The organism is Nonomuraea sp. NPDC051191 (genome assembly GCF_044455665.1).
Taxonomy (GTDB): Bacteria; Actinomycetota; Actinomycetes; order Streptosporangiales; family Streptosporangiaceae; genus Nonomuraea.
In genome coordinates this window covers 153,345-165,518 of sequence record NZ_JBITEZ010000017.1, presented here as the reverse complement: position 1 = coordinate 165,518, position 12,174 = coordinate 153,345, and the positions used below count along the sequence as shown (strand labels likewise).

At 70.6% G+C, this 12,174-nt stretch carries 15 protein-coding genes; 7 read left to right on the top strand and 8 right to left on the bottom strand.

Translation table 11 applies throughout. The annotated features are described in order from the left end of the window. Window positions 1-152: 152 nt before the first annotated feature. Window positions 153-692: a GNAT family N-acetyltransferase gene (locus tag ACIA8R_RS41350; RefSeq protein WP_397042992.1), complete on the top strand. Its 540-nt coding sequence runs from the start codon at window positions 153-155 to the stop codon at window positions 690-692. Window positions 693-964: 272 nt separating this feature from the next. Here ACIA8R_RS41350 and ACIA8R_RS41345 read toward each other — a convergent pair whose 3' ends face one another. Together ACIA8R_RS41345 and ACIA8R_RS41340 are read right to left on the bottom strand one after the other, a co-directional pair. After that, a complete protein-coding gene (locus ACIA8R_RS41345; protein ID WP_125647161.1) occupies window positions 965-1,432 on the bottom strand; it encodes an NUDIX domain-containing protein in 468 nt (155 codons plus the stop codon). A gap of 13 nt (window positions 1,433-1,445) precedes the next feature. Next, complete coding sequence (locus tag ACIA8R_RS41340; protein ID WP_397042991.1) at window positions 1,446-2,162, bottom strand: XRE family transcriptional regulator; 717 nt, start codon at window positions 2,160-2,162, stop codon at window positions 1,446-1,448. A 184-nt stretch (window positions 2,163-2,346) separates the two neighbouring features. On the opposite strand from ACIA8R_RS41340, the gene ACIA8R_RS41335 reads away from it, so the two are divergent. Then, complete coding sequence (locus tag ACIA8R_RS41335; protein ID WP_397042989.1) at window positions 2,347-2,502, top strand: hypothetical protein; 156 nt, start codon at window positions 2,347-2,349, stop codon at window positions 2,500-2,502. Window positions 2,503-2,561: 59 nt separating this feature from the next. Here the strand turns inward: ACIA8R_RS41335 and ACIA8R_RS41330 are convergent, their stop codons facing one another. The 3 genes from ACIA8R_RS41330 to ACIA8R_RS41320 all read right to left on the bottom strand — a co-directional run bounded on the left by ACIA8R_RS41330 (window position 2,562) and on the right by ACIA8R_RS41320 (window position 3,828). Further along, window positions 2,562-2,978, bottom strand: coding sequence for a type II toxin-antitoxin system VapC family toxin (locus ACIA8R_RS41330; protein ID WP_397042987.1), 417 nt, complete (start codon window positions 2,976-2,978; stop codon window positions 2,562-2,564). After that, the gene (locus tag ACIA8R_RS41325) at window positions 2,975-3,181 is read right to left on the bottom strand and encodes a hypothetical protein (RefSeq protein WP_397042985.1); all 207 of its coding nucleotides are present in this window, start codon (window positions 3,179-3,181) and stop codon (window positions 2,975-2,977) included. Before ACIA8R_RS41325 ends, ACIA8R_RS41330 begins: the two co-directional genes overlap by 4 nt. 170 nt (window positions 3,182-3,351) lie before the next feature. Continuing rightward, a complete protein-coding gene (locus ACIA8R_RS41320; protein WP_357694499.1) occupies window positions 3,352-3,828 on the bottom strand; it encodes a MarR family transcriptional regulator in 477 nt (158 codons plus the stop codon). A gap of 67 nt (window positions 3,829-3,895) precedes the next feature. Between ACIA8R_RS41320 and ACIA8R_RS41315 the strand changes: the two genes are divergently transcribed. From ACIA8R_RS41315 to ACIA8R_RS41305, 3 genes are all read left to right on the top strand, one after another. Further along, complete coding sequence (locus tag ACIA8R_RS41315; protein ID WP_397042983.1) at window positions 3,896-4,738, top strand: alpha/beta fold hydrolase; 843 nt, start codon at window positions 3,896-3,898, stop codon at window positions 4,736-4,738. 176 nt (window positions 4,739-4,914) lie between these two features. Continuing rightward, window positions 4,915-5,829 carry an ABC transporter permease gene (locus tag ACIA8R_RS41310; protein WP_397042981.1) on the top strand — a complete coding sequence of 305 codons (915 nt, stop codon included), beginning with the start codon at window positions 4,915-4,917 and terminating at the stop codon, window positions 5,827-5,829. A gap of 52 nt (window positions 5,830-5,881) precedes the next feature. After that, a complete protein-coding gene (locus ACIA8R_RS41305) occupies window positions 5,882-6,433 on the top strand; it encodes a GNAT family protein (protein ID WP_357694491.1) in 552 nt (183 codons plus the stop codon). Here the strand turns inward: ACIA8R_RS41305 and metE are convergent. After that, window positions 6,424-8,568 (bottom strand): 5-methyltetrahydropteroyltriglutamate--homocysteine S-methyltransferase, encoded by a 2,145-nt coding sequence (gene metE, locus ACIA8R_RS41300; RefSeq protein ID WP_397042978.1) that lies wholly within the window; start codon window positions 8,566-8,568, stop codon window positions 6,424-6,426. The two genes, ACIA8R_RS41305 and metE, sit on opposite strands and share 10 nt — an antisense overlap. 82 nt (window positions 8,569-8,650) lie before the next feature. On the opposite strand from metE, the gene ACIA8R_RS41295 reads away from it, so the two are divergent. Then, window positions 8,651-9,490, top strand: a complete 840-nt coding sequence (locus ACIA8R_RS41295) for a LysR family transcriptional regulator (protein WP_357694673.1) — start codon at window positions 8,651-8,653, stop codon at window positions 9,488-9,490. Between the two features lie 6 nt (window positions 9,491-9,496). On the opposite strand, the gene ACIA8R_RS41290 is transcribed toward ACIA8R_RS41295, so the two are convergent. After that, complete coding sequence (locus ACIA8R_RS41290) at window positions 9,497-10,177, bottom strand: DNA alkylation repair protein (RefSeq protein WP_357694487.1); 681 nt, start codon at window positions 10,175-10,177, stop codon at window positions 9,497-9,499. Beyond that, window positions 10,174-10,842, bottom strand: coding sequence for a TetR/AcrR family transcriptional regulator (locus tag ACIA8R_RS41285; RefSeq protein WP_364093969.1), 669 nt, complete (start codon window positions 10,840-10,842; stop codon window positions 10,174-10,176). The genes ACIA8R_RS41290 and ACIA8R_RS41285 overlap by 4 nt, the downstream gene beginning before the upstream one ends. A 97-nt stretch (window positions 10,843-10,939) precedes the next feature. Between ACIA8R_RS41285 and ACIA8R_RS41280 the strand changes: the two genes are divergently transcribed. Continuing rightward, complete coding sequence (locus ACIA8R_RS41280; protein WP_397042976.1) at window positions 10,940-12,094, top strand: acetyl-CoA C-acetyltransferase; 1,155 nt, start codon at window positions 10,940-10,942, stop codon at window positions 12,092-12,094. The last annotated feature ends 80 nt before the right edge of the window (window positions 12,095-12,174 follow it).

Sequence of the window (12,174 nt, the reverse complement as noted above, 5' to 3'; positions counted from 1 at the left end):
CGTGGCGCCGCCGGCGCCAGTGGTCTGACCGCATACGTTCGCCGGATCGGTGGCCGCTTCCTTCGCCCCAGGAGCGGCCCGTGTTTCTGGGAGGCGGTGTCACGCAAGAAAATTGATTGCCTGGGGGCCAAGGCTCATGTTGGCTGGTCAGCATGGCTGAACTGCGTACCGAGCGCCTCATCCTGCGCCGATGGCGTGACTCCGACCTTGAACCGTGGGCGGCCATGAACGCCGATCCCGAGGTCCGGGAGCACTTGGGCGACCTGCTTACCCGCGAACAGAGCGACGCCTCCGTGTCGCTCTTTCAGGCCGAGTTCGACCAGCGAGGCTACGGGTGGTGGGCGGTCGAGGTGGAGGCCACGGGCGAGTTCATCGGCTTCGCAGGCTTGGACGAAGTGGACGACCACATGACGTTCACAGGAGTGGAGATCGGCTGGCGGCTCGCCCGCTCGGCCTGGGGCCAGGGCTACGCCACCGAGGCTGCGCTGACAGTCCTGGCCCACGGCTTCGACGTTCTTGAGCTTCCTGAGATCCTCGCTGTCACAACGGCCACCAACCTTCGTTCCCAGGCGGTGATGCGCCGGATCGGCATGACCCGTGACCCGGCCGACGACTTCGACGACCCCACCGAGCCCGAAGGGCCACTGCGTCCGAACGTGCTGTACCGCATCGCCCGTAGTGCGAGCATTTGACGTTCTCCACCAGGGGCGTACGATCAGGCTGCGGCGGAGACGGGGCGTCCGCCCCATCGGATGCCTCTCTCGCTGCGGATGCGGGTGCGTTCCTTGCGTTGGGCGGCGAGTACGTCGGGGTGGCGGGCGTCGGCGCACGTTGTACGCCCGCCATCCGGCCGTCGAGCCATCACGAGCCGCGCGCCGGATCGCCTCCCGCTCCGCCGACCTCCGGCGCCTGCGCCATCCGTCAGGAATGAATCACAAGACGCTGTCGTCGTAGCCGGCCGACCTCAATCGACGTGGGGATGCCTCTGCCGCAGATAGTCGTTGAGCTGTCGCCACTGGGTCGGATGGATGTCGAGCGTGTGCAGCTCGCCCGGCTCGACCCAGCGCACGTCGCTCGCCTCGTCGTTGGCCTCCGGACGGCCGCCGACCGGGCGGGCGATCAGCATCACCTCGTACTCCTGGCGGACCTCTCCGTCGGTGTAGGCCACGATGTGGCCCGGGTCGGAATAGACACCGAGGAGGCCGGTGGGCTCGACGCGGACGCCGGTCTCCTCCTCCGTCTCCCGTACGGCGCACTGTGAGGGGGTCTCGCCGATCTCCATCTTGCCCATCGGCAACGCCCACTGGCCGGTGTCGCGCCGGCGCTGCATGAGGATGCGGCCGGCGTCGTCCACGGTCACCGTCCCGCAGGCCGGCACCAGGCTGTTCGCCTTCGGGGCGTCCGGGGCGTTCCAGTACTCGACTCGTCCCATGGGGAATGCCTCCTCAGACTTCCGCGCCGGACCACGGAACGGCTCCGGCCCAGACTCGCTCGAACGATGACATGTAGTGCTCGGCCATCGTCCCTCCGTCGAGGCGATGGAAGTGGAAGGTCGGGTTGGCGGAGGCTGGTTCGCCGTACGCGTGCGGGTTGACCAGGATGTCGTCGTCGTAGCGGAACAGAGAGGCGTACAGAGTGGTCGCGTGCAGACGGATCTCGCAGCCATCGAGGTCCGGCAGCGTCCGGTAGTAGGTCAAGGATGAGCGGATCTTGGCGGGCAGCGTTCCGCTCAGCCCTTCCTCGCGATCTCGCGTCTCCACCGACTGCGCGTCGGGGTCGCCGAAGCACAGCCTGATCGCGACCCCGCGCTGTGCGAGCTCGGTGAGCAGTCGGGCGATCCTGGGTTGCGTCTGGGCGTAGAAGGTTCCTGAGAAGACGAGGACGTCCACCCGCTCCTGAGCGTCGGTGAGAAGCCGAAGCCACAGCTCACGAGGCACGCTGGCACGGTCGGGAAAGACCTCCACGAGTTCCGACCGGTTCGCCCTGCCGCGGCGAGCCCCGCTGCTTTCCAGCACACCGGGCCACAGGTACGTCTCGTCGGCGGTCAGCAGCTTCGCCGCCGCCCACCTGTGCCTCCGGTGCGGAACACGGCCGGTGTTGATCCAGCGTTCGACTGTCTTGGGCTCGACGCCGCAGGTCTCGGCCAGGTCCTCCAGGGCCACACCATGACGGAGCATCGCTGTGCGTAGGCGCTCGTTCACGTATCAAGTGGACGCGAACGGCCGGGGACGTTTCAAGGCCGTCCAGGGACGTTTCGCGGGGCCTCGACACGTCCTGGCAACGGGCTGCGGCGAGGTTGGAAGGTCCCGTCCTTCCGGCAGGTTTCCCGGGTGGCGGATCATCGACGTGACCGGCGGCTGGGTCGCCTTCCGCGTCCCCCTCGTGTCCCGTGACAGCGGGCTCTCCAACGTCCGCTGCGGGGCGACCCTGGCGGAACTGGCCGGCAACCTCCAGGCCGAGAGCAGGCTCGACAAGTCGCGCTCACCCACGCCGAGCAACTGATCAGACGGAGGCCGACCGGGCACGCCATGCCTGTCCCGCCGCCCCCGAAGCAGTCGTTCTCAGAGTCTTTCCGGCAGGAGGAGCAGCGAATGGGTGTGGTGCGGGCGCACCACCGTGAAGTGTCGGCGATCGAGCGTGGCCACCTCTGGAGTGTTGAGCCGTTCGGCGATCGCTATGACGGAGGCGTCGACCGCGCCCAGAGGCAGGTTCGCATAGGCGGCGACCAACCTGCTCATACGCCGAAGGTCCTGCTCAGTAAGATCGACCAAGTTCAGACCTGCCCCGAAGGTTCGCAAGAACGAAGCCTCCGCTGCACTGCCCTGCCGCCTCTCCACCAGCTGACACACCTCGGTGACCACCGTGGACGGGACGAGCAACGGACCCGGATGCGTACGCAGAAGGCGTGCACACACCTCATGGTGCCTGTCTTTGCTGTTGAGCGCCGCGACCAACGGGCCTGTGTCAAGGACGATCACAAAGGGTGATTGTCCTCCGCCCGCAGGATCTTCTCGGCGCGTTCCGCGAAATCCGGCTCCGCCTCGAGCATTCCGATGAACGGCAGGTCCCGCACCGCCTGCTGCTCGTCGAGCTGATCCCGGACCAGACGGAGCAGAGGCGCGACCTTCTCTTCGGGCAGCCGGTCCACCAGGTGATGAAGTTCATCGCGCATCACGCTCATGCATCCAGTCTACGAGACATGAGCGTCCTGAGCCTGGGACGCCCTTGTCCTGGCAGGGGAAGGTCGTCCCGTCGAGCTCCGGCTCGCTGGAGGTGAGGCCGACTGGGCAAGCGGCACCTCGTCGATGACGGCGCCGAAGCACAATCTGATCGCGACGCCGCGCCGCCGGCCTAACCCTGGGTGACGGCCTTGTGGACGTCGCTGAGGAAGCGTTCGATGGTGGCCTGTTCCGTGGTGTCGTACCGGCCCATGAGGGTGACGATCTCGTGGATGAGCGGGCCGAAGAAGGTCCAGCCCAGCGTGACGGCGCTCTCGTCGACCTTCAGCAGCACCCGCCGCCGGTCCTGGGTGTCGCGCTCCCGGCGGACGTGACCGAGCCGTTCCAGACGGTCCACCACCGCCGTGGTGCCCGCGGAGTTGAGGCCGAGGTGCGCGCCCAGCGTTCCGGGGGTGGCGGGGGTGCCGGTGCGGGCGGCGTCGAGAAGGCAGATGAGGGCGCGTACGTCGGTCGGGTGCAGGGCGTTGTCGGCGGCGAACCGCTCGCCCATGCGGTCGAGTTCCACGGTGACGGCGCGCAGCAGATGGACCAGCCGCATCCCGGCGTCCTGATCGTCCACGTTCCCGGCATGCTCCGGCCGCATCGTCATGCCACCAGTATGGCATTATCTCGCCCAGCGAGATTATTGCTGAGCAAGCTATTCAGTAAGGTGCGGCATGTCCGACTTCCTCTCCGCCTACGACGCGGTCCTCGAACGCTGGCCGGTTCCGGTCGAGACGATCGACCTGCCGTCGGCGTACGGCACGACCCGGGTGAACGCGTGCGGCCCCGCCGACGGCCCGCCGCTGGTCCTGCTGCACGGTGGCGGCACCACGGCGGCGATGTGGTTCGCCAACGTCGCCGCGTTCGCCCGCCGCCATCGGGTGTACGCCGTGGACCGCATCGGCGAGCCGGGGCGGAGCATCCGGGGCGAACGCCCTCCTCGTGACGTCCGCGACCTGCTCGGCTGGCTGGACGAGGTGCTCGACGGGCTCGGGATCGACAGCGCCGCGGTGTGCGGACACTCCCACGGCGGGTGGATCGCCTTGACGTACGCCCTCCACGCCCCCCGGCGGGTCGGGCGGCTCGTCCTGCTCGACCCGACGCAGTGCTTCGGCGGGTTCCGGGCGGGATACCTGGCCCGCGCGCTGCCCACCCTGCTGCGGCCGACGGCCACGCGCGCGCGGGCCTTCCTGGCGTGGGAGACCGGCGGCGCGCCCGCCGACCCCGCATGGCTGCGGCTCTACGGCCTGGCCGCGGAGTTCCCGGACACGAAGGTCGTCACCGGGAAACGCCCCGAGCCCGGATCGTTGCGCGCGCTCACCACACCGGCCCTCGTGCTCGTCGCCGGGCGTGGCAAGGCGCACTCCCCGCACCGCGTCGCCTCCGCCGCCGCCCGCCTGCTGCCGGGCGCGCGGACCGCTGTGCTGCCGCGCCTGTCCCATCACGCGATGCCGTGGCACGAGCCCGCCGACCTCAACGCCCGCGTCGTCGACTTCCTCGACGAACAAGCCACCTGACTCGACGGACGAGCCACCTGACTCGACGGACGAGCCACCTGACTCGACGTCGGCGCGCCGCCGCCCCCCTCCGGTGGAACCGCGTCTCTCGGAGGCGCGCGAGGATGCCCGTCTCGCCGCCCCGGAACTTAGACTCCCTGGCAATCCGCGACGTAGCAGGCCGTGAGGAGACTCCCATGTCGTCCGCGCCCGAGCAGGAATCGCTGGCCGCTCTCGCGGCCCGTCACGGGTTGCGGCGATCCGTGGCCCGGCCGGACATGCGCGTCTACCTGCGCCGATTATGGGAACGGCGGCACTTCGTCCTGGTGTACGCGACCTCCCGCACCGTCTCGAAATACTCCACCTCCGCGCTCGGGCAACTCTGGCAGGTGCTGACGCCGCTGCTGAACGCCGGCATCTACTGGGTCATGTTCGGCCTGGTCCTGGGCGGGCACGAGCACATCGCGAACTATCCGGCGTTCCTCGTCACGGGCATGTTCGTCTTCACCTACAGCCAGCGGTCGGCCTCCGCGGGGGCCAAGTCCGTCTCGGGGAACCTCTCGCTCATCCGCGCCCTGCACTTCCCCCGCGCCGCGCTGCCCCTGGCGTACACCCTTCAGGAACTGCGGCAGTCGGCCGTCTCCATGGGCGTGCTGCTCATCCTGGTGGTCGTCATGGGGGAGTTCCCCACCTGGTACTGGCTGCTGATCCCGGTCGTCCTGCTGCTGCAGACGATGTTCAACACGGGGCTGAGCCTGGCCCTGGCGCGTCTGGGGGCCTCGCTGCGCGACGTGAACCAGCTCCTGCCGTTCGTCCTGCGGACCTGGCTGTACGCCTCCGGCGTCTTCTTCTCGATCCAGTACAAGATCGTGGGATATCCGGACCCGGCCACCGGCAAGCCGGTCGGAGGGGTCGGGCTGCCGCAGTGGGTGGCGGACGTCATGTACCTCAACCCCGCCGCCTCCGTCATCGAGGTCATGCGCGGAATCCTGATCCACACCTACAGCCCGCGCCCGATCGTCTGGCTGAGCTGCGTGTTCTGGGCGGTCGCCGGACTGACCCTCGGGCTCTGGTACTTCTGGCGGGCCGAGGACACCTACGGGCGCGGGTGAGGGCCGGAAAAGGGTTCGCGTGCGGGGGGCGTGCTCTGATTTGCTCCACATCATGACGTCTGCGTGGGTCGGCGAGCGCGTGCGCCTGAGGGCCATCGAACCGGAGGACTGGGCGGCGTTCCTCGCCTTCGACGAGGACACCGACGCGGCCAGGAACGGCTGGCGGCTGCCTCCGCCCCGCTCGGCCGCCCAGGCGCAGAAGTGGGCCAGGGAGCTGGCCGAGCAGGAGTCCGATATGGACGAGCTCCGCCTGGTGATCGCCGACGCGGCCGACGGCCGCCCCGTCGGCATGCTCAACACGCACGAGGTCGAGCGCGTGCACGGCACGTTCTGCTACGGCATCTCCATCGGCACGCCCCACCACCGCAAGGGCTACGCCAGCGAGGCGATCGTCCTGCTGCTGCGCTACATGTTCGCCGAGCGCCGCTTCCAGAAGGCCGAGGCGTGGGTCTACAGCTCCAACGACCCGTCGCAGGCCCTGCACCGGCGGCTCGGCTTCGTCGAGGAGGGCCGCCGGCGCAGGAGCCGCTTCGCCGCCGGGCGCTACGACGACGGGATCCTGTTCGGGATGACGGTCGAGGAGTTCACCGAGCTCTACGGCTGAAGCTCGGCCCGCAGCCGCCGGGTGGCCTCGACGACGTGCGCCAGCGACGCCTCCACCTGCTCGTACGTCCGCGTCTTCAGCCCGCAGTCGGGGTTGACCCAGACGCGCTCGGCCGGCAGCGCCGCCAGCGTCCTGCGCAGCAGGTCCTCGACCTCGTCCGCGCCGGGCACGCGCGGGGAGTGGATGTCGTACACGCCGGGCCCGAGGCCGCGGCCGAACGCGCGCACCGCGCCCAGGATGCGCGCCCCCGAGCGGGCCGACTCGATCGTGGTGACGTCGGCGTCCAGGCCGTCGATGGCGGCCAGGATCTGGTCGGCGTCCGAGTAGCACAGGTGGGTGTGGATCTGGGTGCGGTCGGCCGCGCCCGAGGTGGCCCGCCGGTAGGCCGCCACCGCCCACTCCAGGTAGTCGGCCTGCGCGGCCCGCCGCAGCGGCAGCAGCTCGCGCAGCGCGGGCTCGTCCACCTGGATGATCGACACCCCGGACGCCTCCAGGTCGCGCACCTCCTCGCGCACCGCGTCGGCGACCTGGAACACCACGTCACGCAGCGGCAGGTCGTCGCGGACGAACGACCAGGCCACGATCGTCACCGGCCCGGTGAGCATGCCCTTGACCGGCTTGTCGGTGAGCGACTGCGCGTAGGAGGCCCAGCGTACGGTGATGGGCCCGGGACGGCCGACGTCGCCGTGCAGGATCGGCGGCCGGGTGCAGCGCGACCCGTACGACTGGACCCAGCCGTTCCTGGTGACCGCGAACCCGTCCAGGTGCTCGGCGAAGTACTGGACCATGTCGTTGCGCTCGGGCTCGCCGTGCACGAGCACGTCCAGGCCGAGGCGTTCCTGCACCCTGATGACGTGCTCGATCTCGGCCTCGACGCGCCGCTCGTAGTCGTCCTCGGTCAGTGTGCCGGCCACCACGGCCGCGCGTGCCGCGCGCAGCTCGCCGGTCTGGGGGAACGAGCCGATGGTGGTGATCGGCAGCGCGGGCAATCCCAGGTGGGCGGCCTGGGCGGCGGCCCGGACGGCGTACGGGGCGCGTTCCTCGGACGCGGCCGGCGAGGTCAGCGGCACCGAGGGCGCGACGGGGGCCGGACCCTGGAAGTCCGACCGGGCCAGCGCCACGACCTCGGCCACCTTCTGCTCGGCGAACGCCAGCCGTTCCCGCAGCGCCGGATCGAGGTCGGGCTCGGCGTCCACGTCGTAGGGCACGTGCAGCAGCGAGCACGACGTGCTCACCGTCACCCGGTCCGCCCGCACGCCGCCCAGGGCGGCCAGCGCGCGCTCCGGCGAGGTGCGCCACACGTCCCGGCCCGACACCACGCCGGCGACCACGGTCTTGCCCGGCAGGTCGGGTACGGCGCCGCCGCGCACCAGGTCAATGCCGATCGCCTCCACGGGCGTGCCGGCCAGCACCGGCAGCGCGGGGCCGAGGTCGCCGAAGTAGGAGGCCACGAACAGTCCAGGGCGGGCGGTCGCCGACCCCAGCCGGTCGTAGGCGTCGCGGACGGCCTCCAGCTCCTCGGGCGTCCGGTCGCCGACCAGCGCCGGCTCGTCGAGCTGCACCCAGGCGACGCCCTCGGCGGCCAGCGCCGCGAGCAGCTCCTCGTAGCAGCCGAGCACCTCCTCCAGCCGCTCGGGCGCCCCGGCCAGCAGCAGGAACGTCACCGGCCCGACCACGACGGGCCGGGTCTCGTAGCCCAGCGCGCGGGCCTCGCGCACCTCGGCGAGCGGCTTGGAGGCGTCCAGCTTGAAGACGGTCTCCGGGCCGATCTCCGGCACGATGTAGTGGTAGTTGGTGTCGAACCACTTCGTCATCCGCAGCGGCGCCAGGCCCTCGGTGCCCCTGGCCATCGCGAAGTAGGGGTCCTCGGCCGCGCGGTAGCGCTCGGGCACCGCGCCCAGCAGCACCGCGGTGTCCAGCACGTGGTCGTACAGGGAGAAGGTGTTGGACGGCAGTCCCTCCAGGCCCAGCTCGGCCAGCCGGCGCCAGGTCCGCTCCCTGATCTCGGCGCCCGTCCGCTCCAGCTCCGCCCGGCCGGACCGCCCGTCCCAGTACGACTCCAGCGCCCGCTTCAGCTCCCGTCGCGGTCCGATCCTCGGATATCCGAGCACCGTGGACGTGGGGAATGGCGACATCTCAGCTCCTCGATCACGTCGGTCAGATGGCGGAATCGTGTCGGGCACCGCCGAGGTCGTGCATCATCGATAAGTGCTGCTTATGCTCAAGGAGATCCACTGCTTCCTCCTGGTCGCCGAGCGCCTCGGCTTCTCGGCCGCCGCCGCCGACCTCGGCATGTCGCAGCCCGCCGTCAGCCAGGCCATCACCCGGCTCGAACGTGCCGCCGGGGTGAGGCTTTTCGAGCGCAATGCCCGCGAGGTGCGGCTCACGGCCGAGGGGAAGGGCCTGTTGCCGTACGCCCGGCAGGTGCTCGAATCGGCCCAGGCGTTCACCGCCGAGGCCGCCAGACTGGCCCGCCCGACCATTCACCTGGCTTATCCACCGTTGGTGGGGACGCTGGCCGCGCGCATCGCCAGACGGCTGGCCGGGCGCGTTCCGGCGATCGGCGTGGAGCTCGTCGTGGCCGGCCGGGGCGCGGCCGCTCAGGCGCTGGGGAGCGGGGAGGTCTCGGCCGCGATCCTGGCCACGCCGGCGCCCGCGCAGTTCGTCACGGCGGCCCGCTTCCACGTCACCGTGGACCATCTGGCCGTCCCGCTGGGGCACCGGCTGGCCGGGCACGGCAGGGTCACGCCGGGCGATCTGGGCGGGCAGGTGCTGCTGACGCCGGGGAGCCGGCCGTGGCCGGGGCTCCCGGGGCGCTCGCGGATGGTGGCCGACGACGACTTCGCCGCCGCGCTCGACCTGGTGGCCGCCGGGGCGGGGCTGCTGCCGATCCCGCAGCTCCTGGTCAGGGCCGTCAGGCGGGAGGACGTGCGGTTCGTGCCGCTGGAGGCGGGGGAGCTGCGCATCACCTACGCGCTGGCCTGGGCGCGGGAGCGGGTGACGCCGGAGCTGATGGCGCTGGTGCAGGCGGTGCAGGACGCGCTGTGGACCAGATGAGCGGGTCTAGTCGACGGCCAGGTTCTTCAGCGCCTCTCGGCGGCTCAGGCCCGAGATGCCCTTGGCGCGTACGTAACGCACGACCTCGTCGGGATTGGTCTTGGCGTACTCCCGTAAGGCCCAGCCGATGGCCTTGCGGGCGAAGAAGTCGGTGTCGGACAGGCTGGGTTCGATGCAGGCGTACAGCAGGGCGGTGTCGGTGCGGGACTTGAAGCGGTTCTGGCACAGGATCGCCGTGCGGCGCTTCCACAGGTCGTCGCCGGCGGCCCAGTCGAGCACGAGCGGGCGCATGGTGTCGGGGAAGGCGGTCAGCAGGCCGCCGACGCGGTGGGTGGCCAACTCGTCGACCAGGTCCCACCAGGCACCGGTGACGATCATCTCCTCGTACATCGGCACGGTGTAGAGGGTCTGGAAGTCGCGGTAGTAGTGGTAGCCGGTCAGCTCGACGGCGGCGTAGCGCTCCTCGCGGAACTCGGCCTCCCGCCACAGCGAGAGCACCGCGCGCCGCCACTCGGGCGCGGAGTCGATGCGGTGGTCGGCGAACACCCGCCTGAGCGCCGCCCGCCTCGGCGTCGCCTGCACGCCGAGGAAGGGCATCTCCGACTTCATGTACGCGCGCATCGGCTCGGCCTTGTGCGGCTCGGCGATCTCCTGCAGTGCCAGCCGCACCGCCTTGCCGAGGCTCATCCCTGGCGCTGGGTCGTGCGCTCGCCGGTGGCGAGGCCGTCGAACAGCACGGTGATGTAGTGCTCGGCCAGGGCGGTGGTGTTGAGCCTGCCGCCGGGACGGAACCAGCGCACGGCCACCCAGATGGTGTCGCGGATCATCCGGTAGGTCAGCTTGGGGTCGACGTCGGCCCTGAACAGCCCGGCCGTCTGACCGGCCTTGATCTGGGCCACCCAGATCTGCTCGACCTCGTCCTCGGCCTTGACCAGGTAGTTGAAGCGCTCGAACTGGCGCAGGTAGTTCCAGTCGTTCTGCATGACGGTGATCGCGGCGCGGTGGGGTTCCAGCGTGCCGAAGCCGATGCGGACCATCTCCGACAGGACCGTGCGGGCGTCGGCGTTGTTGTCGACGGCGGCGCGGTAGCGGGCGATGAGGTCGTCGAGGAAGGTGGACAGCACCTCGTCGACGATCGTCTCCTTGGAGTCGAAGTGGTGGTAGAGGCTCCCGGACAGGATGCCCGCCTCGTCGGCGATCTCGCGTACGGTCGTGGCCTGGAAGCCCTTGCGCGCGAAGAGCTCCGCGGCGAGTTTGACGAGATGGTCGCGCCGCTCGGAGGCCGCCCCCGAGGTGGCGCGCTGGCGCTTCGCCGGTGACGTGGTGGTGCCGGAGTTCTTTCGCGTGGTCACGTTTCCATTATGAGCCCTCAGACAATCGCTTGTTCACGCAACAGGCCCAGCTCGTACGGCCTTACCTTGCTTACCAAGCGCTTGTTAGGATACGGAGATGAGTGAGGCTTACATCGTCGCCGCCGTCCGCACCCCGGTCGGGCGCAGGAACGGCGGGCTGGCCGCGGCCCACCCGGCCGACCTCGGCGCGCACGTGCTCCGCGAGCTGATGGACCGCGCGGACGCCGACCCCTCCGCCGTGGAGGACGTCATCTTTGGCTGCGTGGACACGATCGGGCCGCAGGCCGGCGACGTCGCGCGCACCTGCTGGCTGGCCGCCGGGCTGCCGGAGGAGGTGCCGGGCGTCACCGTCGACCGCCAGTGCGGCTCCTCGCAGCAGGCCCTGCACTTCGCCGCCCAGGCCGTGCTGTCGGGCACGAACGACCTGGTGGTCGCGGGCGGCGTGCAGAACATGAGCATGATCCCGATCTCCTCGGCCATGCTGGCGGGCCGGCCGCTCGGGCACGAGACCCCGCTCGCCGGGTCCAAGGGCTGGGCCGCGCGGTACGGCACGGCGGAGGTCTCCCAGTTCGCCGGAGCCGAGCAGATGGCGGTGGCCTGGGACCTGTCGCGCGAGGACATGGAACGCTACGCCTACGAGTCGCACCGCCGCGCGCTGCGGGCCGTGGACGAGGGGCGGTTCCGGCGCGAGATCGTCCCCTACGAGGGCGTCGCCGACGACGAGGCCCCGCGCAGGGACACCACGCCGGAGAAGATGGCCGCGCTCAGGCCGCTGACCGAAGGGGGACGGCTCACGGCGGCGCTGGCGTCCCAGATCTCCGACGGCGCGGCGGCGCTGCTGGTCGCCTCGCCCCGGGCCGTACGCGACCACGGGCTGACCCCGCGCGCCCGCGTGCACCACCTGTCGGCGCGCGGCGCGGACCCGGTCATGATGCTCTCCGCGCCCATCCCGGCCACCGCCCACGCCCTGGGCAGGACGGGCATGGCCATCGACGACTTCGACGCGATCGAGGTAAACGAGGCGTTCGCCTCCGTCGTCCTGGCCTGGATCAAGGAGACCGGCGCCGACCTGGCCCGGGTGAACCCCAACGGCGGCGCCATCGCGCTCGGCCATCCGCTCGGCGCGACCGGCGCGGTCCTGACCGTGAAGCTGCTGCACGAGCTGGAGCGCACCGGCGGCCGGTACGGCCTGCAGGCCATGTGCGAGGGCGGCGGACAGGCGAATGTCACCGTCCTAGAGCGCCTCGCCTGAGAGCCGGGCCGCGGCGACTGGAGTGGCCATTTCCGGCATTGGTTGAATTCGACACGGAAGGAACCGGGCTGACATCAGAA

What these genes read in the sequence shown, in the direction of transcription:
- ACIA8R_RS41350 (WP_397042992.1), top strand. Translation starts at nt 153, where the DNA reads ATGGCTGAACTGCGTACCGAGCGCCTCATCCTGCGCCGATGGCGTGAC.
- ACIA8R_RS41345 (WP_125647161.1), bottom strand. Translation starts at nt 1,432, where the DNA reads ATGGGACGAGTCGAGTACTGGAACGCCCCGGACGCCCCGAAGGCGAAC.
- ACIA8R_RS41325 (WP_397042985.1), bottom strand. Translation starts at nt 3,181, where the DNA reads ATGAGCGTGATGCGCGATGAACTTCATCACCTGGTGGACCGGCTGCCC.
- ACIA8R_RS41320 (WP_357694499.1), bottom strand. Translation starts at nt 3,828, where the DNA reads ATGACGATGCGGCCGGAGCATGCCGGGAACGTGGACGATCAGGACGCC.
- ACIA8R_RS41315 (WP_397042983.1), top strand. Translation starts at nt 3,896, where the DNA reads ATGTCCGACTTCCTCTCCGCCTACGACGCGGTCCTCGAACGCTGGCCG.
- ACIA8R_RS41310 (WP_397042981.1), top strand. Translation starts at nt 4,915, where the DNA reads ATGTCGTCCGCGCCCGAGCAGGAATCGCTGGCCGCTCTCGCGGCCCGT.
- ACIA8R_RS41305 (WP_357694491.1), top strand. Translation starts at nt 5,882, where the DNA reads ATGACGTCTGCGTGGGTCGGCGAGCGCGTGCGCCTGAGGGCCATCGAA.
- metE (WP_397042978.1), bottom strand. Translation starts at nt 8,568, where the DNA reads ATGTCGCCATTCCCCACGTCCACGGTGCTCGGATATCCGAGGATCGGA.
- ACIA8R_RS41295 (WP_357694673.1), top strand. Translation starts at nt 8,651, where the DNA reads ATGCTCAAGGAGATCCACTGCTTCCTCCTGGTCGCCGAGCGCCTCGGC.
- ACIA8R_RS41290 (WP_357694487.1), bottom strand. Translation starts at nt 10,177, where the DNA reads ATGAGCCTCGGCAAGGCGGTGCGGCTGGCACTGCAGGAGATCGCCGAG.
- ACIA8R_RS41280 (WP_397042976.1), top strand. Translation starts at nt 10,940, where the DNA reads ATGAGTGAGGCTTACATCGTCGCCGCCGTCCGCACCCCGGTCGGGCGC.